General features: G+C 40.7%; 21 protein-coding genes. 2 read left to right on the forward strand and 19 right to left on the reverse strand.

All coding sequences use genetic code 11. The features are described from left to right. Nucleotides 1–94: 94 nt before the first annotated feature. On the forward strand, nucleotides 95–1,426 hold the full coding sequence (lysA, locus tag CZ379_RS15375; protein WP_110932415.1) for a diaminopimelate decarboxylase: 1,332 nt from the start codon (nucleotides 95–97) through the stop codon (nucleotides 1,424–1,426). Nucleotides 1,427–1,542: 116 nt separating this feature from the next. Continuing rightward, a complete protein-coding gene (locus tag CZ379_RS15380) occupies nucleotides 1,543–1,980 on the forward strand; it encodes a peptidylprolyl isomerase (RefSeq protein ID WP_110932416.1) in 438 nt (145 codons plus the stop codon). 182 nt (nucleotides 1,981–2,162) lie between these two features. On the opposite strand, the gene tlp is transcribed toward CZ379_RS15380, so the two are convergent. The 19 genes from tlp to CZ379_RS15475 all read right to left on the reverse strand — a co-directional run bounded on the left by tlp (nucleotide 2,163) and on the right by CZ379_RS15475 (nucleotide 26,159). Continuing rightward, entirely contained in the window at nucleotides 2,163–2,387 is a 225-nt protein-coding gene (tlp, locus tag CZ379_RS15385; protein ID WP_110932417.1) for a small acid-soluble spore protein Tlp, read from the reverse strand. Nucleotides 2,388–2,593: 206 nt separating this feature from the next. Next, nucleotides 2,594–3,049 (reverse strand): phage holin family protein, encoded by a 456-nt coding sequence (locus CZ379_RS15390; protein ID WP_110932418.1) that lies wholly within the window; start codon nucleotides 3,047–3,049, stop codon nucleotides 2,594–2,596. Nucleotides 3,050–3,114: 65 nt separating this feature from the next. Next, the gene (locus CZ379_RS15395) at nucleotides 3,115–4,932 is read right to left on the reverse strand and encodes a DNRLRE domain-containing protein (protein ID WP_110932419.1); all 1,818 of its coding nucleotides are present in this window, start codon (nucleotides 4,930–4,932) and stop codon (nucleotides 3,115–3,117) included. Nucleotides 4,933–4,965: 33 nt separating this feature from the next. Continuing rightward, entirely contained in the window at nucleotides 4,966–6,993 is a 2,028-nt protein-coding gene (locus CZ379_RS15400; RefSeq protein WP_110932420.1) for a hypothetical protein, read from the reverse strand. A gap of 39 nt (nucleotides 6,994–7,032) precedes the next feature. Beyond that, a complete protein-coding gene (locus tag CZ379_RS15405) occupies nucleotides 7,033–8,208 on the reverse strand; it encodes a hypothetical protein (protein WP_110932421.1) in 1,176 nt (391 codons plus the stop codon). A 32-nt stretch (nucleotides 8,209–8,240) separates the two neighbouring features. After that, nucleotides 8,241–9,500: an SPRY domain-containing protein gene (locus CZ379_RS15410; protein WP_110932422.1), complete on the reverse strand. Its 1,260-nt coding sequence runs from the start codon at nucleotides 9,498–9,500 to the stop codon at nucleotides 8,241–8,243. Nucleotides 9,501–9,568: 68 nt separating this feature from the next. Next, the gene (locus tag CZ379_RS15415; RefSeq protein ID WP_110932423.1) at nucleotides 9,569–10,969 is read right to left on the reverse strand and encodes a hypothetical protein; all 1,401 of its coding nucleotides are present in this window, start codon (nucleotides 10,967–10,969) and stop codon (nucleotides 9,569–9,571) included. A gap of 3 nt (nucleotides 10,970–10,972) precedes the next feature. Then, on the reverse strand, nucleotides 10,973–11,674 hold the full coding sequence (locus tag CZ379_RS15420; RefSeq protein WP_110932424.1) for a hypothetical protein: 702 nt from the start codon (nucleotides 11,672–11,674) through the stop codon (nucleotides 10,973–10,975). 10 nt (nucleotides 11,675–11,684) lie between these two features. Further along, on the reverse strand, nucleotides 11,685–12,251 hold the full coding sequence (locus CZ379_RS15425; protein ID WP_110932425.1) for a hypothetical protein: 567 nt from the start codon (nucleotides 12,249–12,251) through the stop codon (nucleotides 11,685–11,687). Between the two features lie 14 nt (nucleotides 12,252–12,265). Next, entirely contained in the window at nucleotides 12,266–12,619 is a 354-nt protein-coding gene (locus tag CZ379_RS15430) for a hypothetical protein (protein ID WP_110932426.1), read from the reverse strand. 22 nt (nucleotides 12,620–12,641) lie between these two features. Beyond that, complete coding sequence (locus CZ379_RS15435) at nucleotides 12,642–13,256, reverse strand: hypothetical protein (RefSeq protein ID WP_110932427.1); 615 nt, start codon at nucleotides 13,254–13,256, stop codon at nucleotides 12,642–12,644. Nucleotides 13,257–13,348: 92 nt separating this feature from the next. Next, complete coding sequence (locus CZ379_RS15440) at nucleotides 13,349–13,891, reverse strand: hypothetical protein (protein WP_110932428.1); 543 nt, start codon at nucleotides 13,889–13,891, stop codon at nucleotides 13,349–13,351. 20 nt (nucleotides 13,892–13,911) lie between these two features. Continuing rightward, nucleotides 13,912–15,066 (reverse strand): hypothetical protein, encoded by a 1,155-nt coding sequence (locus CZ379_RS15445; protein ID WP_110932429.1) that lies wholly within the window; start codon nucleotides 15,064–15,066, stop codon nucleotides 13,912–13,914. A 19-nt stretch (nucleotides 15,067–15,085) separates the two neighbouring features. Then, nucleotides 15,086–15,721: a phage tail family protein gene (locus CZ379_RS15450; protein ID WP_110932430.1), complete on the reverse strand. Its 636-nt coding sequence runs from the start codon at nucleotides 15,719–15,721 to the stop codon at nucleotides 15,086–15,088. Between the two features lie 10 nt (nucleotides 15,722–15,731). Further along, nucleotides 15,732–16,370: a hypothetical protein gene (locus CZ379_RS15455; RefSeq protein ID WP_110932431.1), complete on the reverse strand. Its 639-nt coding sequence runs from the start codon at nucleotides 16,368–16,370 to the stop codon at nucleotides 15,732–15,734. Between the two features lie 13 nt (nucleotides 16,371–16,383). Further along, nucleotides 16,384–17,016, reverse strand: a complete 633-nt coding sequence (locus tag CZ379_RS15460; RefSeq protein ID WP_110932432.1) for a phage tail domain-containing protein — start codon at nucleotides 17,014–17,016, stop codon at nucleotides 16,384–16,386. A gap of 45 nt (nucleotides 17,017–17,061) precedes the next feature. Then, complete coding sequence (locus tag CZ379_RS15465) at nucleotides 17,062–17,532, reverse strand: PAAR domain-containing protein (protein WP_110932433.1); 471 nt, start codon at nucleotides 17,530–17,532, stop codon at nucleotides 17,062–17,064. Nucleotides 17,533–17,548: 16 nt separating this feature from the next. Then, nucleotides 17,549–20,977, reverse strand: coding sequence for a phage tail spike protein (locus CZ379_RS15470; protein WP_110934405.1), 3,429 nt, complete (start codon nucleotides 20,975–20,977; stop codon nucleotides 17,549–17,551). A gap of 70 nt (nucleotides 20,978–21,047) precedes the next feature. After that, a complete protein-coding gene (locus CZ379_RS15475) occupies nucleotides 21,048–26,159 on the reverse strand; it encodes an NlpC/P60 family protein (protein WP_234404922.1) in 5,112 nt (1,703 codons plus the stop codon). Nucleotides 26,160–26,354: the final 195 nt, after the last annotated feature.

The raw sequence follows: 26,354 nt of genomic DNA on the forward strand, positions 1-26,354 counted from the left end.
GACAAAAAATGCAAATGATCATCGTAAAAATCCATTTTTCAGTTCACCTAATGTTTGCTATACTGGTGTAAAAATTGAAAGTGGAGAGTGCTAAATGTATTTACATGGTACTAGTAACATTAATGCCAAAGGGCATCTTGAAATCGGCGGCTGTGATACGGTCGATTTGAAGCAGCAGTATGGTACACCGCTTTACATCGTTGATGAAGCACTTGTACGGCAAAGATGCCGCGAATATATGGATGCATTCAAGCAAACGGGCCTTACGTTTCAAGTGGCTTATGCGAGCAAGGCTTTCTGTGTAATGGCGATGTGCAGAGTGGTAGAGGAAGAAGGCCTGTCGCTTGACGTTGTTTCTGAAGGGGAACTGTATACGGCGCTTCAAGCCGGATTCCCGGCGGAGCGCATTCATTTCCATGGCAACAACAAAACATTGGATGAGCTGGAAATGGCTATTTCTGCGGGCATTGGCTGCTTCGTCGTAGATAATTTCACGGAGCTGCAGCTGCTCCAGGCCGTAGCCGCTGAGAAGGGCGTTGCCGTAAACGTTCTGCTGCGTGTAACTCCAGGGGTGGAGGCGCATACGCATGAGTTTATTTCTACCGGACAGACCGATTCGAAATTCGGCTTCGACATCGGCAATGGTTCGGCTAAAGAGGCCGTGGTGCTGGCTTCCGGAAGCTTGAATCTTCGTTTGCTCGGCGTGCATTCGCATATCGGCTCTCAGATTTTTGAGGTGGAGGGCTTTGAACTGGCTGTAGAGCGCGTAGCTCAATTTGCGGCAGACATTAAGGAAACGCATGGTGTTGTTTTCAAGGTTATTAACTTGGGTGGCGGCTTTGGTATCCGTTACACAGGGGAAGATCAGCCGCTACATGTCTCTCAATATGTAAAGTCGATTACGGATGCGGTCAAGAAGCATTTTGCGGAAGTCTATGCGCAAATTCCAGAAATCTGGGTAGAGCCGGGCCGCAGTATTATCGGCGATGCTGGCACGACGCTTTATACCGTTGGCTCTACAAAGGATATTCCGGGCGTGCGCAAATATGTCGCTGTTGACGGCGGGATGACCGATAATCCGCGTCCGGCGCTCTATGACTCCAAATATGAGGCGATGCTGGCAAATCGGGGGAATGACAGCAATGAAGAGACGGTGTCGATCGCTGGGAAATGCTGCGAGAGCGGGGATATGCTCATCTGGGATCTGGAGCTTCCTAGAGTAAACCAAGGGGATTTGCTCGCCGTATCCTGTACGGGGGCCTATAACTATGCGATGGCCAGCAATTATAACCGTATTCGTCGTCCGGCTGTCGTCTTTGTCAAGGACGGGGTCAGCGATGTTGTCGTCAAGCGCGAAACGCTGGAGGATATCATTTCCTGTGATGTTATTCCCGAGCGTATCTCGAAGCAGCCTTCGTATAAATAAAGTGTAATTATCCGCTGCCAAAATTGGTGGCGGGCTTTTTTTTGCTCATCGTCCGATTTCATAGTAAACTGTAAGAGGTTTGTCTTAATCGAGAATAAAGAAGGAAGTGATCCGATATGAAAAAAGGTAAGATCGTACTGGAAAACGGCGGAGAGGTAGAAATTCAATTTTTGCCGGAAGAAGCGCCAGGCACTGTAGCAAACTTTGAGAAGCTGGCTAACTCCGGTTATTATAACGGACTGTCTTTCCACCGCGTTATCCCTGGCTTTGTAGCTCAAGGCGGCTGTCCGGTAGGCAACGGGACTGGCGGACCTGGCTACACGATCAAATGCGAAACAGCAACGAACACGACTAAGCACGAGCGTGGAGTGCTCTCTATGGCGCATGCGGGCAAAGATACGGGTGGAAGCCAGTTCTTTATCGTATACGAGCCACAGCCGCATTTAAACGGCGTACACACGGTATTCGGAAAAGTAACTTCTGGCATGGAGCTGGTGGATCAAGTTCGCCCTGGCGACAAGATGAAGGAAGTTACTGTCTGGGATGAAGCTTAATCCTGGAGTTCAAGTTTAACTAAACGTAAATTGCAACATAAACAAAAGAAATGGCATCGATCGGTGGATCGGTGTCATTTCTTTTGTCTTTGAGGAGCGGAAGAATAAAGAAGAGAGAGAACGGAAGATGCGATGATCTTTGTTCTCTCTGGGGGATTCGGATATTCGATAAAAGGGTGATGTTATTCCTTAGCATTGTCGGCTTCGTCTTTTACCTCTTCACGGAAGCCTTGGATGCTGTGCAGACGGCGTTGATTTTTGGCCTCAATCTGGGCTTCCTCTTCGCCGCTAATTTCGTCGGCATGCTCGCTTAAATAATCCTGTCCCTCACGGAAATTTTCGATGGTATCCTGAATAGCATCCTGTAATTTTTCCACGTTATCGGAACGATCATCCGGCTTGGCCACAATAATTACCTCCTTGTAAGCATGTTGAGTCGTTAGTTTTCCTCTTTTTTATGCTTTTATGCAAGCGGAGGGAGGAATGAGGAAGGCGGGTTAGTCCTTAGAACAAGCCTACACGAAATATAGTACAGTTATAATGTCATAAAAGTTCTTGCTGCTTATGTGTGTCTCATTGACGCGTAATGATTTTGAGCTAATTGATTCAAGTCTTAATTATGTTTTTCTTTGCCCTTAAGCAAAGCGATTTTCTCTTTAATGAATTCTGGGAAGGGGAGCTCTAGTCTCCCGTAATTCTCGGCCAGCGAAATAATTTCATTGGCGTACCAGAAATAAATACTCCCGATCATGACGGCATTCGTATTCATCACGATGTCTACATGGTGAGCAATTAGCACGGCAAGAAGCATTAGGCCTTTCTTGATCAGACCCCAAAATGATGCGGCGCTTGCGATACCCCGGCCTTCCTTCAGACTGGCGAGAATTCCTGTAATGTAGTCAGAACCCATTAGGATAATAAGTAATGTCATTGCTGGACTCCAACCCCCATATGTTTGAGCAATCATGCTTCCAATAACGCCAAAAATGCCATAGAATCCTATTTCCTTTGTAGTAAGCGGTTTAAGATAGGTGAAAATCAAATCTTTAATTTCGAGTAATAGCGGCATTATTTACTCCCCTTTATATAAAAATAAAAGGAATGCCCTTTTTGAGGACATTCCTTATGAAATTATTACAGAATATACACATAATTTCTATTTCCTCTTCCTCTCACAGCAATGGAGCTGTCAAGGTCAGTAACATATCTTTTCCTGATCATAGCAGATGCAGTCAACTCTTCAATTCTTTCTACACGAGGGCTTAAGAAACCAGCTAGATCAGGCTGACTGATTACTATTTCAGTGTCTGTCTCATTAATTTGCTTTGCGACAATGATTGAATCAAGCTCATTGATGTTTCTTACATCTACTACAGAGTCTAAATAATTCCTTTCTTTAACCTCAATGAAGGCATCTGTTTCGCTTATATGTTTTACTGTGATTGAGGAGCTAAGATCAGGGCGCGAAGCCCTTATGATGCCATCCAAGTCTTCGTAATAAGGAATTTCTAGTACGCTGTCAATGTCGTGTTCATCTTGAACTCTTGCGATAATATTAGCACTTAAATCCTGTCTGGATACCGAAAGAAAAGATTCGAGAAACTCTTCTCGCTCTGATACAACAGTTATTTCGGCTTTAATATCACTTGCTTCTCTTGAATAGTCAGATACCTCTAAAGCTGCTCCTAGATCTCTTTGGTTAATAGTAATAGTAGCATTAATTTGTGAACATTCTTTACGTGATACAGTCATTACACTTGGCAAGGAAATGTTAGGATCAACTGTAATGGCTGCTGTTAAATCAGGCTTACTAATACTAATCGTAGAGGACAAACTCGTCTGTAGCTCATTCCGCACTGCTATGGTAGATTCTAATTCATCATACCTACGGATTCCAATGATAAGTGAGGAGCTGATTTCTCTCCTGTTTACGGCAATCAGTGCATCTCGATCCTCATCCAGAGGGTCTTCTTTTCGATGAACATAAATAGAGGATTCAAGCCACTCTAATCCAACATCACTTTTAACAGTGATCATGCCAGTTATATCTTTATGGCCCTTGCCATGAATGAAAATCCCAGCCTCTAGCTCACTGCGTCCAATGGAGTATACTTGTGAGGTGATATAATCAATAATCAAAAGAGGCGAGTGATCTGACTCCCTAGTGAAAAAGCTAAGAGAATTCCCGTCAGATGTTTTAATAATGAATCCAAAGTTATCCAAGGATTTCTCTTGCCATTTCAAAGCGATATCAAGAACATCGAATTCAACATATCTCTCTTTTGTGTTAATTACATATTGATCTTTTAACAGCTCAACAGAGTATGGCTGGTTTGCGTGAGTAATCCCCAATTCTCTCCATATTGTATTTGGCTGATGCAATTCCAAATTGCTGTTGATGGGGAAATTGATGTAATAGAGTCTTAGTTTTGCTGACTCTAAGTACTTCAAATCAGGAATAGATGCTTCAAAGTTTGCGAACTGTATAAAAGAGCTAAATTCCTCTTCACTACTTTTCCCAGTCAACATACTTCTAGCATCTCCATAGTTGATCATTTGGAAATCAGGACGGCTTCTCGTCGTCGAGTCTGCAATTGGAGGCATTTTCACTTGCACTCTAGGAGCCTCAAGAAGCTCAAACTTCCCGAACATTTGATTATGCGGTCTGACCTCAATTATTGAATCTAGAAAATCTGCTGCTATTGCCAGAATTTCAGAATCAATGTCATCATTTCCACGATATTTAATATCGATAGCAGCATCTAAATTCAGTTCATGCTTTGTCCTTATTGACAAAATTGAGTTTAGATCACTACCGGACGGCTTTTTTATCAGAACAGTAGATTCCAAATCTTCATCAAGGGAGCGATATAGAATAAAGCTGCCCCCTAATCGGTTGGACAGCTTACTCTTTACGATTATTTCGCTGCTTATGTCAAATACTTCATCCAAAATGTCACTTCCCATCTCATTGTATTGAGACTATTACACGGTGTCTGCTTTTGCTCTAATTTCAAAAGTACCGTTTGGCCTAGGTGGAGCTAATAAATCTGTTACAATTCTTACGTAGAATTCAAACTCCTCATCCTCATTAAAAAATCTGTTGAACAGAAGAGGATCTTCAGCAGTGAACGGAAAGTTAGAGCGTGATAATTCTATGGTCACTCCCTCTGGCAATTGTTCCTTTACTACCTCTAGTATCAAGTTTTGCACACGATAGCCAATCTGGTTCTTTACAATTACTTTTTGCTCCAGCGTGGTTTGCCCAGCAATAATGACCCCGAAGTCGAGATATTTCAAAATTTCGCCAAAAGAGTTGGATAGATACTCCTTATTACTGTCCATAAATATAATGCCAGAGTAAGTGCCGATAAAGGTGGTTTCCCAATAGTCTTCTTGTCCCCAAGCATCCTGGAAATCGATTCGTAGTGTATTATATACACCAAACAAAATGTCCCGATCTGAGATATTAATATTAATTGCTTGCGGGGAATTCATTAATGGTGTGTAGCTCCCGCTTGAAGGATAATACGGATTTCCATTCAAAGATACTCTATACTGCACTTTGCCCAAATCTTCATCGGAAATTTCACCACTTAATTTATTTCCAGCAAATTCAACTTGAATAGTAGCTGCTGTATTAAGTATGTAGAATGCAACATCACTAAATTTAACTGTACCTGTTGGGGATGTGACACCTACCTTTGTGCTATGTAGAAGAGTATGTCCATCAGCAAGGTGGATATTATCGGCAATTAAATAACCAATTCGTATCTTTTCACCTTTATTCATGAATGATTTCTCTTTTAGCTTCGAAACATCATGCGGTGACATGCCACGGGAAATGATTACATCTTTGTTCGTATGGTCAATAGTTAGCCATTTTCCATATTTATTGGATTCCCATGTTCGCCCACCGTCAAAAGACATGATCACTCTTAGTTTTCCTACAGATTCATTTGAATTCTGCTCCAGAATAAGGGATTGCAGCTTGCCGAATATCTCTTGGTCACTGGCCTGAAGCACGATTTGCTCAAACGGAACCCCTTCGACTTGAAGCAGGGGAGGGGTATCTGAATCACTCCAAGTTACAACTTCAAAATCCCCATCCAATTCATCGAGAGGGGAGTAGTTGGCGTTGATTTCCAGTTCAGCAGAAGTCTTGTTTGGATCATCGGTGTAGTATAGAATATCGACTTCATCGCCCAGCTCATCGTATAGTGTAAATGGCTCTGTTTCTAAAGTGATGCTTGACTCTGTTTGATTTGGATTGTCGGTGTATTCGATAATCTTGATCGTTTGACCTGCGAATTCATCTTCGAGTGTGAATGGTTCAGTTTCAATGGTGAATTGAGCTTCTGTTTTGTATGGATCGTCTGTCCAATGGCACAATTCAACATCTCCTGAGAGTTCTGCCCATGCGGATTCGGGAATGATTGAGATATCGTCCATACCCTCTGTGAGAAATAACTGATCGGTTGGAGTATTAGAAAGAGATATCCATCCGCTGTCGTATTTTTTGTATTCATTATTGTGGTAGATTAGCGTTTTGTTGTCGTAGACTAACTCAAACATTTCTACTTCGTCAATATAAATATTGTTATGCCCATTATTGGCAGAGATGTTTATTCTGTACTTTATATAATTTATCGTATTAAAAATAGAAAACTCTTTTCGCTCACCTTGATTCCATGTTATATTTGATTGAGTGTCTAGCACTACCCAATCTACACTATTATTCGTCGCTTCAAACAGCCATGACTTGGGGGCGGCTGTAGGGGCGGAAACTTTAATTGAATACTTTACTACAGTTTTTTTATTAGGAAATTCATATGCTATCCACTCCGTCGCCTTTCCATAGGAGCTCCAAAGCAGAGAAGATGATTGATCAAATGCTCTAAAAGCTGCATATGCCTGATTGTTATTTAGATAACTCCCCGCACTAGCAATTCCACTTGGAGTTGTATTTGATGACATTGCAGGAATAGCTGTTGTATCACTTATATATGCCATACTGTGCACTCTCACTCCTTTCATATCCACTTAAAACAATCATTTTATAGATACATTTTTAATTGATTTGCTCAATGTATCTATTTCTTTTCTGAAAACCTTCCCTGAATCGAGAGTTTCATTATCACTAACAAGATAACTCACCTTAGTGATTATAGAATTTAAATCAATTTCTGCTCCCGCATCCATACCATGGTTGATAAAATTGTTTTCCGATGATGTTTCAATTTCTACAATCTCACCAGGTATGTGCTCGTACATTTTCAACTCATTTATATCTGTATAGCTGGGGAAACCATTATTTTCACTCCATTTTATTCTATACTTTTTATAAGGCTTAGGATTTTTTATTAAATACTCTTTATCTGTGTTAACCGTAGTCCAAGACTGGTTAGCCTGTGTATCTAATAAGTCCCAACCAACCCCATCAATCGACCCCTCAAACATCCATGACTTGGGGAGTTTATACAAATTAGAAGCGGAATTCATACTTCTAACAGCATATTTTGCTATCGCTATTTTTGCAGGAAACTCATACCCTAAATGACCAGCTACTCTGCCGGATACACTTGCATATCCTTCGTTATCATCTACTTGATTGAATGCATACCAAGCATCGTAGCTTGCAGAAGAAATTGATTCAGCAAACGCTTTGCCTGATGGGGATGTATTGCTAGTCATTTTTGGGATCGCGGATTCAGTTGTAATTTTATTGGGTAAAAAGCTGTAGACGTTATTGCTTTCTGTGGTAATCAAGAATTTATCTTCCCACTTTCTAAAGGGTTTTATCTCTCCGTTTGCGTCAATATCAATTGCATCTAGAATAAAATCAGTACTAAAAGTACCTTTATTAATTTTTGTTAGTTCAATGCTGTGTTCTCTAAATTCTAATCCTTCTTTTATATATGCAACCGCTTTGTTTAAATTTTTTGTGGCAAGAGAATAATAATCTACAACTTCTCCATCAATTTTCACTTCAATTTTGTCTGAATAAGTAGTATAGAGACTTGAAATAATTAAAAAATTGCTTCCCACAAAATTAAATTTTATCTTACTGTTTTCGCTTGTGTTTAAACAAAAATGCCTGCTTCCCCCACTGTATGCAGTGTTGAAATGAGAGTCCCAGGTTCCTTCATATAAAATGTTAGTATCAGAGTCTTCAATTCTTCTCCACCCTGCCTCTGGCTCTGGCAATGCCTCTCCTACAATTATCATTTTCCCATCCCCTTTCTATTAAGATTATTCCTCTACTCCAATATAATCTTGTCTACCCTTCGTTTGCTCAAATCAATAGTGTGAGTAAACTTTCTACCAGATTCATATGGAGTGAAAGTAGATTTGATAAATTTAGTACCTGCAAGTTGAGTAAGGTTTATTGGTGACTCAACACCATAATTGATGAAAAATTGCTCCGATTGATCTGGTAATGATAGCAGAGTAAGAGAGGCTTCATACATTTTTAACTCATTGATACACGTTGTTACACTTCCGTTATTGCTAGTCCAATTTAGTCTATACATTTTATAATTATTAATTTTCTCTGGAGCGACAAAATAGTTTTTGTCCTCAGATATGTTTCCCCAAATCTGATCTATTCTACTGTCTAAAATTTTCCAACTAGAACCATCATTAGACCCTTCAAAAGTCCAATTTTTTGGTGGGGTATCAGCAGCACTTGCCCTATTTCTTACAGCATATTTCCCAATCGCAATAGGATTAACAAATTCATATCCAAGGTGACCAACTTTTCCCACTGTATTTACAGCACTATAATAACTTTCAGTTCTGTCAAATGCTTTCCACGCTGCTTCAGAGGGGCTTCTTACACTGCTGGCAAAGGCTCTTCCATTAGGGGATATATCAGATGTCATTTCAGGAATAGTTGTTTCAGTTAAATAAACTAGTGACCTCAGTGAATAAGTTTTGTTTTTAGATGAAAGTAAGATTTTTTGAATATTGGATTGAGAGTCATCATAAGACTTATAATTTATTGGGAGCTCATATATAAAAGGAGTCGCACCAAAATTTGCTGTCACCGTACCATTGTTACCTGTCGATTCATATCCAGATACTATTACCCATTCTTTTGTATTATCAATTCCGCTTACAATTGCCTGACCAATTCCATTTTTCCAAAATTCAATAGTGCCACTGTCTAAATCTAAAAGAACGCTAACGATATCTCCTGTAGTAAATTTACTTCTAGTTTCTTTTATTACGCCTGAAACGGCTATATTTCCTACTCCCCCATTGTAGATTATGCACTCTGATCTGGTACTTATAAATTCAGAATTGGAATAATTAATTGTTGGACATATGCCAATTGAAAGATAACCATTGCTAATAGCTCCTAAAGTAAATTCAATATAATATTTCCCATTCGTACGACCTATCGAAGATCTTACATTTGATCGACTATTTGAAAAATAAGCCGTCAGGTCATTATTGCTTAGAGTTACCATCGTTCCCTTTGTTATTGAATCCCACGTAACAGTTTGTACTGCCATTTTCTCACCATCCCATCTTTTTAAAATTGGTATTTTAAACGCAAAAAGAAGTAGTCAAATTTAATCAACTACTTCACATTAATACTGTTTATTTCTATAAATTTCTTAAGATTGATTTTTTCTTTAAATACTTTACCATTGCCCAAAGGTTGTCCTTGTGGAGTATTATCATCCATTGGAATAGTGAATGTCGTTGGATCGCGATCTAATATTGATAGATCAGGCATTCCATCGCTTATAAAAATGTCTCTTGAGGGCAATATTTCAGAGACTGCGACCCACGAATCCCCCTTTAAACTTTTGTATGTATTGCTGTTCTTGATAAAGCTTTTGGTAATATTTGTGTCGATAATAAGCACAGGTCGAAAACCAAATGATGCAGAATTAGAAGTTGTAGTGCTACTACTGTATGATGAAGCAGCGGTATTACCTCTAAGTACCCTATTTACGGATGAAGTAGTAGGTGTAGTTGATGTAACACTCCAAACACCTGACCAATTCCATATGTCATTGCTTCCCGGGGTAATTTTTTCGTTTAGAGTAGAATTAATTATATATTCATACCACTCGTTGTTATTGCCATCCTCTGAAACACCGCCAGATAGTAGTCTAACACTTAGCTCTTTGCAGTCTTTTATTTGCGGTTGAGAGTCTGAATATGGTGAAAATCCTTTCGGTGGAACGTATTTAAAAGGCCGAGAACCAAAATTATATTTTGTTTGACTTGCCCACTTTGATGCATTAAATGGAAACCATTCAATTCCTGGTTCAATTGGAGATTTAAGTTGCTCAGCTCCATCAAGATAAACTGTAAAAACATAGTTTTCGAGATCAACAGCTATCCCAATTGTTTTATTAACACTATCACAATAATAGGATAAGCATTTATTAACAGATGACAAGAACTCACCGTTATTTGCCCCATTAGAGGAGGAGATATTTGATATTTTGTCAATTAGTCCGATTATCAGTCTGTAGCCCGGCCATCTACTATCGTAGCTAATTGATGTAGCTTCATAGTACCATTTACCGCTTGTAACCCCATTAGTTGCTCTTACAGCTACAAAATTATCTCCACTAGTCATTGCAGTGTCTGAAACAGTTATTCCTAAATCAGATACTACCTTTTTTATACCCCCGTCATTGTTGAATACAGTTTTTGATATATTGATACCACTTCCACTAGCAATACCAGCAGCATTTAGAGTATCCCAGCTAATGGTGTGTTGGATATTTCTATCAGCAACTAGCATTTTCTTTCCGTTCCAATTATCGACCATTATAAACCTAAAATAACCATCAGGTGTTGCACTTGAGGTTGTAGGAATTAGTTGATTTATAACATCCGAGTCTGTTTTGGTTGCTACATCACTAAAAACTCCAACCTTGCCAGGGTTGGCTGTATATTTACACCAAAAATAATCGCCAACTTCCATCAAGAGGATGTCATTATTTAATGCTATACCCAAAATTTACACCTCCTTATACTCAAAGATTGGGCGAAAGCCTATTTTATCAGAAGAAAATATACTAGGCACTGCCCAAAAATCAGTAATTAATCTATTGTTACCAGCTTCAATGTTGCTTCCTCTATAGGTTCTTCTTGACGAATCTGCAACCTTAGTTGCAGAACTCTTGTTGATTGCTATTCCTAGCATTGGGGTATCACTAGTTGCTGAAATTATACCTGACCAATGAAAAACATCGTCTAATGTTTTTCCATCCTCAATCAATTCATGTGGAAAATTAACGATATATCTATCCCATTCGTTATTTGATGGAAATGCACCAAAGCCCATATTGGTTGGCGACACTTCCCCAAATTCATTAGTATATGCAACTCCGCCAGTTAGAGATCGGATAACACCTTCAATGCCACTAATAGATTCATATTTCGACTCAATTGATCGGGAACTATTAATACTGCCCCAAGACCAGGAGTATCTAATAACTCTGTCTGAAATTATTAGACCCTTTGACGCTTTAACACCATACCAATACATGGCTAATCCTGATATGCTATTCGATTGCCCTTCGGTTGGAATCTCCGACATGCTGCCTGTGTTATTGTTCATCACATAGTTAACACCATCATGATACCATCGAATATAATCACCAATTTTCATATCCTCAATTCGATCACATAATTTACCCGTTGTAGCTGGAACAGCCATTAGATCACCTCTATCTCACTATAACTTTGTTTATCTTATTAAAGCTATTTCTTATTATTAGTTTTGTAGATATTGATTCGTTAGATGGTAAAACATTCATCTCATATTCATAAACCCTCTTTAACTCCAAAACACCCTTGTCACTATTCACAAACTCATTGCTATACTTTCCCTCAATCATAAAATCATCAATTGTTACAATTTCATCTGACATTGTAGATTTAATTTCAATTCTAACCTTGGCATAGCTGTTCTTAGGGCTCTTAATTGTGCCATCTGTATAATCAATTTCTTCCCAAGCACTCCACGCAGATCTATCCTCGGAGGAAGAGGTGAAGATCTTATAGGTTGCGCCATTAACCAATTCAGACGTTTTACTAATTCTTTTGAATGCTGCAATCTTATCTTTTATATCAATAACTTCAGATTCCCAATAGCCAGATTCAGCAAAAATGGCATTACCCTTGTCAGAGATTTTCATAACTTTTAATTGCAAAAATCCATCTATATGCTCTGTATTAGCGAATGTGCCTTTGCTTAAATCAAGAGGTAATCCAACCTCATGTGTCACAGCCATATTTTCACCTACTTTTAAATAGAGTTAAAGAACTCATCAAAGAATGAGCCATTAATATCCTGAATCTCTGATCCATCTGATAAGCGGAAAACTATTGAGTTGTATTTTACATCCTTATGATTACCACCGAGATACACTTGAACAGGAAATTGGTTGTATTCAAACTCTTCAGCAATTGCCTCAATAAGTTCAGATTTATTCAATGTATACTCTGTATGATATGTACCTGGTGGAATTGTAATCGTATAAATATTGCTGCCTGATTCAATGTTCAAGGTATTGTTTGTGGATGTGATTTGCACGGCTCCACCAATGTCCTTGTTGCCCCAAACCTTGTTATACGTATCAATATAAAAATCCTCTAGCATTCGAACACTTCCTTTCCATTTTTTACGGTGTCCAATTAATAATTCCAGCCATATTAGCTTTGAGAGGTGCTTCAATTTCACTTGCAATTAGTCCATTCATACGAACTATTAATTTTCCGTTTAAGTCCTGACTGGATGAGATTTTAATTTGTAAATATGCTGGCTGATCTAGCGGAAGATGCAGTATCGTTTGAAAGTGAATTTTTACCCCAGAGATATCCATTGCTTTTTTATATCCAATGGCGTGAGTCATAATAGTGCTATGCATTCTTCCTTCGGATTTTCCCTTAGTTAGCAGGTTTGCTTCAGCCGCTGCCTCTTTAAATTGGATGATGTCATTATAGAGAATAGCTCTTCCTGTTAGTGGATACTCTGTTCCATCAGCAACATATGAGAGCATGATCCTATCACGATTAATATTATAAATACCATTAGCTACATCAAAATAGATTTGGTTACCGCAACCGATTAACCCAAACTTAATGAGTTTATTTTTGTCTATATCATAAAAACTATTTGTTTTTCGATTTTCAAGATCATATTCTGTTAAAAAAGTACCGTCATAATATTCTGCCAGCCAGATATACTTTTGAGACTGGACTGGAGATTTAGCAAAGTGACCATTGCCAAAAATCATTAAAGCGTACCTCCCATTGTATTGTGAGCTGTGTTGCAAAAAATAAAAAAGAGACAGAATTAATTCTGCCTCTTCAAATAACATGAACCTAATTAAACGTAGCGATAAGAAATACGTTTCTTAAATTGTTGCTGTCCACTTTTTGCATCGAGTGGGACTTCGGCCCGAAAACTAATTGTGACATAGTTTCCTGCTGCGTCTGTAGGGTTTCCATTGTTTCTGACACCTAATATTTCTCTTGCTCCTGGAACAAGGGGAGTGGGATAGCTTGCCCCAGTGTCGTCTTTTGTGGTTACACCTGTAGTACCAATCGGCTTTGAATAATCTTTGCCAATGCGACTAGACTCTTCATTGATATCTGTTTCATCTAAAGAATCAACTTGGGCATGAAACCAATTGTTCTTTACTACTTCAATCTCATTTCCTACTGTGTCACCAAGTCCACCTGACATATCTCTAGTTGTAATGGTGCAATCTTCCATCTTAGATACGTCAGTTGTTCCACTTCTGTTATTCCAGATATTGAATGTATGGACAGGAGACCAATCCCCTGCATCAATTACTCCATAGTTATGCGGAGCCGTTACTTGCTGAGTATGAGTAGCATTCATCCATGTAATGACGGGTTGAGACATTATACATTTCTCCTTTAGTTTTAAATTTTAATACGCATGGTAACCGTGGCATTGTTGATACCAACTCCCAGGTGGGTTACGTTTATCCGAAAAAAATCACCAGGTTCGACTTCATAGCTGGCCAAGACCATACCTTTATCGTCTAGATGGGAATTGGGCTCAAAGCGCATTCTACGAGAGGTAATTTCCGTCCAATTAATTAAATTTCGAGACTTTTCAATTGATAGTTCTGTTCTTGTTTCTCCTGCTGAAATACAAAAGCCATCCACCGCAACAATTTCTCCCTTGAAGGGAAATGGGGTGAATGGCATATCTTGAATCCCTTGCGCCATATCTGACAGGCAGAACACTAGGACTCGATCTTTTAGCTCTACTGGAAATGATTTTAACTTTAAATGCTCCGCAACGGACATGAGCCCATCTTTATGCTCAGTAACCACTTGAAGATTTGATCCAAAAATATCAATGAGCACCCAGTGATTGCCATCAAATCGATATCGCTTGCCATCTCGTGTGGTCTGAACAATCCAGCCGACAGAAGGGTGGGGGTAGGTCGTATAAATATCCTGCTCACGATCAACAGGTTCTTTCCAAACAAGCCTAGTTGTATCATAGGCATCTAAGGCCAAATCTCTTGCAGCATCGGCTTCTTGGGCGGCTCGATTGGCATTATCTGTAGCTTTCTCGGACTTATCAATCACGATCCTTGTTTCGGAAATCAAATCTTCAACACGTTTTATTAATGAAGTATTTTCTTTTATTTTTATTTCTATTTCTACTATGTAGTCTTGCAATGTAATAACCACGTCAGGATTTCTTCTAACCATGGCATAGATACGCGAGGCTGGATACATGATTAATCCACGGCCTTTGTATCGGCACAGAAGAGATGTTCCTTCATTTTTAGGATGAAATTGAATGATACCAATGGAATAATGAACGAGAAATTCATTTTCCTTAAGCTCTTTTCTTCGTTCATAGACTTCCTGATCAATCTCTATCAGTCCAGAAATTTGAACTCTGTCTCGCAGTGAAGGTATCTCAAAAAGAGTAATAATACCATTCACAACAGGCAAGGAGTCTGCACGATCTTTATAGGGATCGTCGTCCGTACCTTTTCTGTAAATGATAGTTAAAGGGTCATTGTATTGTAGCTGTGTTACTAAATCTGGCAATATTCCACCTCCTCTCTAATTACAGCAATGTATATTGGTATCTGAACTTGATGTCAGCATTGCCGCTTACACGAAGCACATTTTTCCCAGGAGGGAAGTTTAGATAGTTGTCATTGAAATCTTTGTATCTATAAGTAACTGCCAATGTGGTTTCAATGTCTTGGTTTTCATTGTCTACATAAACTGTTTCCCCATCAAGCAGATTAGTAAAGGCAAATTCCTCATTGCTATGAGTGATGTTTTGAATACTGAAATCACCATTTCCCAGTTTAGTAATCCAAATTTCTGGCTTGCAATTTAAATCACCTTTATTATCAAAAACAAGCACAGGTTCGAAGAAAAAAGTGATTTTTTTAAATTTCGGTTTAATGCTATAAGAATTAGACTTCATGATGACTCGATACATAATGTATGTCCCATGTAGCGGTGTATCCTCGTTAACTTCAGGGATTTGCCCCCCATTGGTGCAAGCTCGCCATTCCGTCCAGTTAACAGCGTCAAAGCTTAGTCGGGTCTGTACTACAATCTGGCTGCCCCCAGGAGTGCTGCTTTCCCAAGAAACTTTGCTTAAGGCTCCATCTGCTTGCAACGGAATTAAAATAGAAGGGGAGGTGTATATGCCTTGTAGGTTTAAAAGAGATATCCATCTAGCCATAAATCATCACCTACTCTATTTTCCCGAATGGTCTGTACAGTGCTGCAACGCCAGATTCTTGCCATTTAGCTATTTTATAGCCATGCCAGACAGCGTTTTTGTCATAAGTTGTTGCACCATCAACTAGGCTCCACACTGGCTCAACATCACCTGACTCACCAGCTTGAATACAAACGTAGAATCGTCCATTGTCAATTGTAGGCAGAGCAATGTCATTTACCTGATATAAGTGATTTACATTCCATGTATTTGCCCCTCTAGTATCTTGCACTTGCCCTTGGTCAGAAACGGGGAAGATGGGTTCGATTAAGCCAGAATATCCACTTTGAATACAAGTGTAATAATGGCCGTTATCATTTTTCGGAACGGTATGCGAACCATTGGCATAATACTTTAACTTCTCCCAAATAGGAGCTGCTTTTCCAGTCCGAATATTTACCCAGCCGATGTGTCCACCAATCGACAACTGATTAGCATACAATATATGTTTTGCAGGCCAGTCACCGGATAGGGGAGGGGAGTCGGCATAATCAGCAGAGATATCATCAAGTATCTGAAAATTTTGAGCTATTGCATCGATGCTCGAGCCAATCTCATCATTTGCCCAATCGGGCTTCACCAAGCCTAATTTAGTAGTGGTAGTTGCCATCTTAACTCCTTTCTCATATTAGCAGCTGATCCAGTTCAGTCCACTTCATGTCGTATGAAAAGTCGCTCCATTTTGTTCGTTGAGGATTGAGAATCAGTCCGCCGTCGGTATCGGAAATCAATGATAGTTTCTCTCCCTGAGAGAAATTCGTTATGGTATTCATATGACTGCTTTTATCCCATTTGTACAACTGCGATGTTCGGGTTGGAGCGTATGCATACGGACTATCGCATCGGAAAGTAAGATTTAAGTAGCCCTGTGACAGACCATTGTGAACCAAGGTAGGATCGTCAATTACAAGTGCATAATAAATGCGCTCTGGATCTCTTCCAATATCGTTGGTAAAATAAAGCTCTTGGTAGTAGTCGTGCTCGGTGAGCCATCTAGTTACTTCACGTAGCTTCTGAGAATCCCAGTGATTCTTGAAGGCGAATGAAACGTTAAACCTTAATGGATCTTTCTCAATGCTTTGAAAATAGGGCTGATCTCTTCCTTTGATGGAAACCTCATGAATCTCACGGCTTGCCACCAAAGGTTCTTCTGCCATTCCGCCGCTGCTAAGGCTGACATTTAATATGTCGAACTCTGCGGACACTCTGCCAGCGTATGAAAAATATAACGAATCCCGAATTGTGATTTTGAACACCTCCTTTCCTGGACTTAAAAGATTGGATTTTGAAATATTTTATTCTTAACTGTTGAATTTCATCTTATCGCTGCCTGTTTTGATGGTAGTTATCGTCCCTAAGCAGGTTTCAACGGTTGAGCCGATTAAGGCGATGGACTTGCCATTCAGTTTTCCTCTGTTGCTGCCTGAAATGATTTTGCCTTGGCCGCTGCCTTGTGCAGCGGAAGTTGCAATATATCTGTACCTTCTGGTATCTGAAGGGATAGGGGGAAAAGCAGTCCATGATTCAGAAGTTTTATCACCGACTTTAGCAACATTTACTCCAGAAACTTTCATATTTGAAATGGTGGCAACTACCGTCCCTGTTATCTTAGCTCCGGTACTGTCAGGACGATCGTAAACCCAATCACCACCACCAGAATTCCCATTTTCATCTGGCCCCCATGGTTCAACATATCTTTCTATGTCATAAGTTACATGTCCAGGCTTTATAACCTCATAAATCTCCGAGCCATGAATAGCCACACCTGGCATAATAATCACCTCATTGCTATGAAAATATATATTCCGTACCGGTTAAGTTAATCGTACCAGTTGACTCGATTTTGATATGATGAGCCTGGATCGTAACATGTCCTTGGCCATCCGATTGAATCGTAATGCCGTTGTCGGCCAGATCAATGCTTCTTTCGATCGCCGAACCACTGGAATGATAGGAAGTTTTTAATCCGCCGTCATATTTGTCGATCAGCGATTTTCCGCCAGAAGTATCATTTCCATCCCCGATGCCCATACGAATGAATGGAGTAGCATTAGGCCTGGTGTCGTTAAGTCCGATGACCATTTTATCCTTCTCCTCCATGTCATAAGTCATGACCGGCCAATTCGTTACTTCTGTTGTCATTTGTCCGCTTTGCGAGGCATTGATCCAATAGAGCAGTCTGCCGTCCGGGAGCGACTTGTGCACGGCAGAACCAGGTTTAATGTTACCTCTAATGAACTTTTGCGTATGGCCGTCAATCCGAATATAATCCATTGCTCTTTCTCGGATCGCACCGGTCAAGGTAGTCATCCGAGATGCCGTCAGATCGGTGACGAAGCCGTCCGTTGCAGTTACAATGTTGGCGGATAGCAGATCCGTGTCAATGGCTCCGGCGCCTACGATATCCCAGTTGTTCATGAAAATCTTCTTTTGTTCGCTATCGATCAATAGTTTATTGTTCCCATCAGTAACAATTAATTTCTTGAACTTCGCCGTACCATCCATGGCTATGCTTGCGATGGCATCGTTAAATTGTTCCGCTCCAAACCACAGTCCATGATCAGGATACATCTTGATAACCCCGCCAAGGGCATCACGCAACACGAGGGAGGAGCCTTCAATGTGACCATCTTTGAATAGCGAGTTTTTTATTTCAGCGTTATTAGCGAATAAAGAATCCAGCCAACAGTTTCCGTGCATGTCTACACGAAAAGGGGCGTAATCCCAAATGCTCGCGCCCACGCTTATCCCATTGCGGTCTGCAATGAACACTCGCTCATCTTCACCAACCCGCAGATTGCCAATCATATATAAATCCCCGTCCGTGGAGGTGTAGAGCGTTTTTTGGAATGAACCATTCCGGTTTCGTTCCAGCACAAGACCTTCGTCGGCGGTAATATTCACCCGGTTCAGAATTGTTGTGTTGTTGCAGTCCGTTGGAGAAGCATAACGATTTACGAAAATACCGAACTTATCCGGGGATTCGGACAGTAAGCCAAGCTTGAGAACTTCCCTGCCACAGCGGTCATCGATCATGAGCCGAGAGCCTTCAATCGTAAAAACTCCCGTCGTATCGCCGATGACGACCCTTTGTCCGAGGATGATTTTACCAAGCACCATTTCGGCAATCACGCCGTCGGGGGAGATAGCCGTCTCGTACTTCAATCCGCCAGAACGCGTCAAGCCCAATACACCATGGGTTGCGCGCAGAAATCTCAGAGGATCATTAGGATCGATGATCGTAATGCCTTTGCGGTCGATCACGACGTGTTCATTGGAGGCCATATTGATATCATTGGTGACCTTGTTCCAAAAATTCTCGAACAACTGCGACATTTCGGACACATCGACGATGGCTTTGCCCCATTTATGCTTGCTGGCGTCGACGATGATATTCGTATTGGTCGAGTTCTGGATGAATTTCTCCATATCCTTGCTGTCATCGCTGACGTCTTTAATGTTGGATAGGGTAAGGCTGATTTCTTGTCCTTCATAGTCGTAGCTGATACTTACAATTCGCGCCGTGACATAGGTAGCCGTAGGTTCATACTTGATATTTACAAAATCGCCAAGTACAAGTTTGTGCCAATTGCGCTGCTCGCCGACGATTTCTAGAAAGTTCACGATATCGATGTCGATCGAAAGCTGAGGCTGCTGGAGCTCTCGCAGCTTTTCTTGAGCCGCCTCATAAAGATCATGTTCGTTGACGTACACATCGTCACTGAACTCGCGCTCTATTACGAACTCGTTCAGCTCCTGAAGCTGAGCAGGGGAGAAGTTGTTGTCGGCTGCTAAAACAACTTGAAGTGCATCGATTTGATTTTGGATATCGTCGATTTGATCCATCTTGTTGTTGATTTCAATTTCCTTTAGCCGCAGCTGATTTTCCTTGTGATCCAGGCTGTATCTCTCCACGATGTCCTGCTCGTTGCCTGGGCCGTTCCATTCATCGAGGCTAATATTGGCTACTTGAATGAATACCCCCGTGTTGCCCCCTTGGAGCGCAACTTGAATTGAGGCGATGTCCTTCACTTTGCCAAGCATAGCCCATTGTCCAGATGGCAGGCTCCGAAGCTGCCCATTTAGGTAGACAGATAAACCTGATGTGTTGTCGGCTTTGATCAAAATGGCATAGGCATAAGTGCTGTTTACTTCAAAAGTGTGCGAGGAACTTCCGCTATGCGCATATTTTTCGAAAAACATTTTTCCATCAAACTGCTGGCTTAGCATTGTGCCTGTTATGACTTTCTCGTTGTTCTTGAGCCTATTATGGTCAATGTCTAATTGAGTCAGCTCATCTTCATATACTTGCCGCTGCTTAATGTAGCCTTCAATCAAGCCTGTCTTCGATTTCACAAGCTCTTCGTAGTCGAGCAGGGCGTGACAGAGGGAGTCGCTCATATGGAATGAAGAAGAGAGGACCGTTTGCTGGTCATTTCTTCTAAATGGGTATACAAAGTAGCTAAAGTTCTCAATGTATCCCTGACCCGTAGGATTGACGTGATGGATCGTTAAATCGTCTTTGCCTTTGGCCGTAAGCCTGGTCACCATTTGATCAGCCGAGGTTTGTTTATTCATGCTTTTGAGATATTTGCCGAAGCTGAACGTAAGGCCTCGATTAAGGCCGAACAATTCCGGCTTTTTGAAGCTAACGGTTTTTGCGTCCGTATTAAACTCGACGATGGCATTATATTTGTCGGCAATCGAATAAATAGCGTCCAGAACCGTACTCGACTGGAACTCGAAAGCGCGGTAGGCCAGGTCGAAATCGGCATCGATATAGTCGATATCCCATACGGTATTAGCCAGCATATCCGTCAGCACCTGCCGGCAATAGTAGGCTTCGACGCTATAGCTCTTGATCATCTTATCTGTCAGCATGTGATAGGTAGAATAACACTTTACCGTCATGCTTTCTTGATCGTTCTCCGAAGCTTGGGAAAGACTGACCACGATAAACCAGTCGATTTTTCGGCCGCGAACCACTTTGATTAAATATCTCTCGCGGATGAGCTCGGCATATTTATTTTTGATCAGCTTATGATGAATATCGATTTGCAAAGGGATGGTGAATTCTAGTTCTCCTACCTGGTTTAGCGGCTCCTGGATGGAATCATTATAAATATGTTTCAGCTTGCCAATGATTTCCCGGTTTGGTTTGCAGAGAAAATACTGCGGTTGTATCGGCTTTAAGTTGTAATCGATCTCTCCGAGCACGTGGATATAACCTCCTAAATCGCAAAAAGCAGAGCGGGCCTTCGGATGGGAAAGCGGCTCTGCCAGCATATCATTTTTTAAACGTTCCTTTCTTAATGGATCTGTTCATCGCGGATTCGAACTTGTTCAGCAGGCTGGTTCCCGTCTCGCGGTCATTGGCTTGAATGATAACAGTATCGATCGCGACACCTCCGCCAGAGACCGCCGGAACCGCATTGGCAGTGCTACTGGATGGAGAGAGGAGAGAGAGCTTCTTGGACATTTCGCCGGCAAAATTATAAACGAATTGCAGAGGATTATCCAAGACTACCTCGCCAGTTTTGAGAATGCCTAATTCTTCGTTAGGCTTCAGGGTGCTCTTTATTTTTTCCCACCAGGTTTGAGTCGTGGTTCCAGCTACTCCGACTTCTCCGCCGTCATGGTATAATTGGACGTCATTTTTGTACCATATTCCGGTTTTGTCGTCGCGTGTAGCTCCAATCTGAGCTCCGAGCCGCAGGTTTTCTGCAGCAATCTCATTTCTTCTGTTCTGATTTGTTGCTGCTGCCCATGCTTTACTGTTGCCTTCCATGATCCTAATTATTTCTTTTTCTTTATCTGTGAAAGAAGGGGAGACAGAAGAATTGTTGCTGCCAGCATTGTTACTGCTATTATTCGCCAAGGGGAAATTGAGCAGCTTCTCATAATCCATTTGCATAGCATAGTTCAGGTTCTCGAAAGCTTGGGAAGTATCGAAGGCATGGTTCTTTAGTATAGAGAAAAATGTATCATATTTGCCTTTTAGTTCAGCAAGAGTTGCTTCGACAACTTGAGCATCCTGGCTGAGCAGATTTTTCTTTATTTCATAAAAATACTTCTCGTTTTCGAGAATATCTTTATATTTTTGCTGCGTCTTCTCTTTCTCGCTATCGATCTTCTCGAGCGTATCTTTATGAAGATCGTCTTGATCTTTTTTGACCTTCTCTGTATATTTCTTGCGATCATCCAACTGATCCTGCAGGCCTTCTTTGGTGAGGGTTCTTTCACGCTCCAATTTATAGCGCTCGATCTCTTCATCCGCAGCATCCAGTTGCTCCTGCAGTTCTTTTCGTTTCGCTTTGCCCTCCATGGATTGATCCAGAGACCATTTGTTCAAGTTTTCCTGAATCTTTTGCCGCTCTTTGAGTTTTTTCTCCAGTTCGCTTTCATAATCATCGGAAGTGTTTTGACGGTCAAGCAGCTTGATTTGTTTATTGATATATTCTTCAAACCGCTTGTCTTCCTCGTCGATGTTTTGCATGAACTTTTCGTGTCTTTTGTTTTCCGCCTTGGTGCGTTCCTCAAGGGCATCCAGCTCCAGATCGCGCTTCGTTTCGATCATTTTCTTGAAGTTGGTGATGATCTGATCGGCGTAGGTTTCTCTGATATCCTGGATGGAACGGTTATATTCATGGTTAGCAATGATTAAGCTATGCAGTTCTTTGGTTAATTCTTCTTTGGCTTTTGCTGACAGCTGTTCGCTTCGTAATTGCTGTTCAAGATATTTGATGGCTTCTTCATTAATGTCGATTTGCTGACTGGTTAGCGAAATTTGTGCAGACAGTTCTTTAGAGTATTCAGCTGAAATCTCATTTACCTGTGCCATTCTAGCCTTAGAAAGTTCAAGCTCTTGATTAACGCCGGAGGCTTTTTCGCTGAATTCATCAAGCTTGCTATTGATGATGCCGAGGTTTTTGCCGTTAATTTCTAGTGTAATATCATCGATTTCTTGTAATAGCTTTCGTAGATCGGCTTCAAAAAGTTCGGGTTCAAATCCTTTCGCATCAATTGTATTTTGGAACTCTTGATATTCCTTTTTTTTTATATCTCTCTTTTTAATTAAATTACCAACGACATCAGCTTCATATTTTCTCCAAACCTCAGAGTGATCAGAGTAATTCGACTGGTTGAATTGAGATTTGTGAATATTGTCGTCTTCGATGTCTAGTAAATTTGCATAATAGGCGCGGACGCTTTCTAGATAATCCCGTTGTCCTTGATAGATTTTAGCATTATTTTCCACTATCTCTTGAGCAGCCTGTTTGCCTGCTTCGTCGAGGTCTTTTTGCGCATGATCGCCACTTATCGGAGTGCTGCTGGAATAGCTGCTGTTAGTTACTCTTTTTGCACCTTGGTATTTTTCTGACCAATATTTGCTGTCCAATTTTTGAGTGCTTAACCCGCTATTGACACCCATCTGGATGAACTCGCCGTTACCCATATAAATACCGACGTGAGAATTATCTTTTCCCGTGGTATTAAAAAATACAAGATCCCCTCTTTGCAAATCTGCTTTATCGATCTTTGTACCTTGTTTGGCTTGTTCAGCAGCGGTACGAGGGAGGTTGATTCCTAAAAACTCATCGAACATTTCTTGTACGAATTGGGAGCAATCCGACACGGCTTGCTTCGTGAATTCCTCATAGGTTCCTTTGAACTTACCGGGAACTTGTTTATAAGTGAAAGTACCTTGTAAACTGGAAGCAGCCGATAGCATATTATGGATAGGGTTACTAGACGAGCTGCTAGTTCCAGAACTATTAACTTCTTGTTTGACTGGCAGCAGCTTAGAAGGGTCTTTAACACCTTCTTCTAAAAGTCTATTTTTTTCAGCCAGTAACTTATTTTCAGCAATTATCGAATCACGATACTTTTGAGAATGCTTGGCGTATCGTTCACGCTGGTTGTTGACTTTTTTGATTGCATCGTCAACGGCATTTATTTGCTGCTGAAGCCTTGAAAGGATCTCTGTCGTTTCTTTCAAGGTTTCTTTTGAATTTTTGGTTTCTTTTTCGTTTAATTTTTGTGTCTTGGTAAGCTCATCGAGGGCAACTTGATATAACTTTAGTTTGAGAGTCTCGTCTTCAAGTTCAGATTCTAAACTATTTTGTATTGCAGACGTTTTGCCAAATGACAGTTTTTCTGCTTGAAGATCAGTCATTGTACCATTTGCTACCTTAGCAGCATATGTCTCAATTAATGCCTGACGTTCTTCTTTGATTTTTTTAATTCTCTCATTTGCATTATTGATTAAGGTTTGAGTTTCTTTAATGTCTGCTGTTATTGACTCGATTTGCTGTTTCTTTTTTGCTTGCAAGAAAAGAAGGATTTCTTCGCGTCCTAGTTTTGTAACGTCAGCGAAATCGCCATATTTATCATTGAGCATCTTTATGGTCGATATTGAGAGGGACTGGCCTTCTTCGAGCTCTTTCTCAGCGTCATTCAGAAGTTTCATTTCTTCTCTTGCATTTTGCAAATACTTGCTCAAATAGCCGATCGTACCTTCGGTATTAGTTAAGTAACCCGTAAATCCAATGACTTCGTTGTTTTCCCCAAGAACTTCCTTTAATCCATGGAAGCTGCTGGCCGCTTCATCGGCTGCACTTGCTATTCTGCCGATTTCCCTTCCGGTTTCATCATATACTGGTAAGCCTGCTTTGCCATTTTTGGATGTTTCGGCTAATGAAATGGCCAGATCGTCAAGAACATTAATGTAATCAGGGAATTTTAACTTTAAATCTTCAATAATCGCAGCGGTGTCCCCTGATTCAATTGCTTGAGCCAGATCTATTTTATTGTCTGTTAGGTACTGGTTGATATCTGAGGCTAAGTCTTCATATTGAAAAACCAATTCATCCGAATTCGACTTCGTAACATTCATTGTTTTCGAAAAGGAATTACTCAGATTGTCTAGAAATAGCCTGACATTATTATCCGTCACATTTGTTTCATTGATGAGGTTGTTATTATAGGTTTTAAAAAGATCCGTAAAGTTTTTTAATCCACTTTCATATATGCTTTCAGCATCCTGAAATTGTCCATCAAGTTTGCCCAGTTCTGATCTGGACGCAGTAACTGCTTGAGTAATGCCGCCATGACCAAATATTTCTTTAGAAAGCCAGCCTTCATCAACGTACTGGCCTTTTTTTCTGAAAATAGAAGCAACTTTATCATTAAGTTCTTGGACTATTTCAATATACTCTTTAGAATTTGTATCCAGCTCATCGAGAACTTTTCTATTATTATTAATGAATTCTTCGGCAGATAATAGTGCTTCAACCTTAGTTGAGGCGTAGTCATGTCTCTGCTGCAGCTTTTCAACTTTCTTTTGGTTTGATGCGATTTCTTTCGCGGGGCCTTTTAATGATTCCGCTGATTCTTGATATAATCTTTTGCTTCTTTCTAGATTTAGGGCTTTTTCAGACTCAATAAGTTTATCTATTTCTGCTTTAGTTTTGTAAACAGCTTTTCCCTCGGTGGTGTAATGACTGATAATATCTGGGACGGACTGGGAGGTTTGTTCAAGAGCCTTATTTAATTCTTCTTGAGATTTACTTCGGTCGCTGAGTGTTTTGCTTAAATTCTCAAGAGATACGATATTGTTTTCAGTATCCGCAATATTTTGCTTTAAATTTTCAAAATACTCTTCTTGAGACTCTTGGGCACTCCCAAATAAATTAATAACCTTCTCAAGTACAAAACCTAATGCAGCTAAGGCTAGTCCTACTCCTGTACTTGCAAGTAAGCCCTTTATGGCAATACCAGCCGCTCTTGCGGACACTCCAAGCGATGTCATACCTTTACCGAGTGTTAAAACGGCAATCGTGGTTGTTCTAAAATTTTTACTTACAGTGGCAGCCGAAGTACCAACGATTCCTAGCAGGGTAGGGAGCAAACCAAACGTATCAACACACGAGGTTAATACCTTCATCAAGCCCGTTAATATACTCGTTACGCCAATAATGGAGTCGTTGATCACGGCGTTTCCCATCGATAAGGCGAGCGTGTCCCAGGCTGTTCTCATCGTTTGCATTCTTGCTTCGAGGGAATTCATATGCTCGGCATTCTCCCGCATCGCTGATCCTTGAGAGTTAAGGGCAGTTTCGCTTGCTCTCGTACTGATGTCATAGTTCTCCATCAGGCCGATAAAACGGGATAGCTGGGACTGGCCAGCTAACTGGAGTGCGGTGTTGTACTGCTGCTCCTTGCTTAGATTGCTCCATTTGCCGGCAACTTCGTCCAGAACCACAGATCCGTTTTTCACATTGCCGTTCATGTCTTTCATGGAAATGCCAATGCTATTTAGTACCTGTTCGGATTCTCTAAGTGTCGTCAGGCGCGAGTAAATCGTGGTCAGTGAGTTCAGGCTGTTACTTTCGGACATGTGGCGTCCTACGGACTGCACAATCTTAAACCAAGAAGGCAGCGGAAACGGTGCTTCCAAGAGTGTCTTTACACTCGACCGCTTCTCACACTATTGCTAGTGTGTTCAGACTATCGCATCATCTTCATATTCCTAACTACAGGAAGGGAAGATGTCTCAACATTTAGTCGTTCAGGCTGTATTTAAACTTGCCCC

Origin of the sequence: Paenibacillus bouchesdurhonensis, assembly GCF_900155685.1 — a bacterium.
GTDB lineage: Bacteria > Bacillota > Bacilli > Paenibacillales > Paenibacillaceae > Fontibacillus > Fontibacillus bouchesdurhonensis.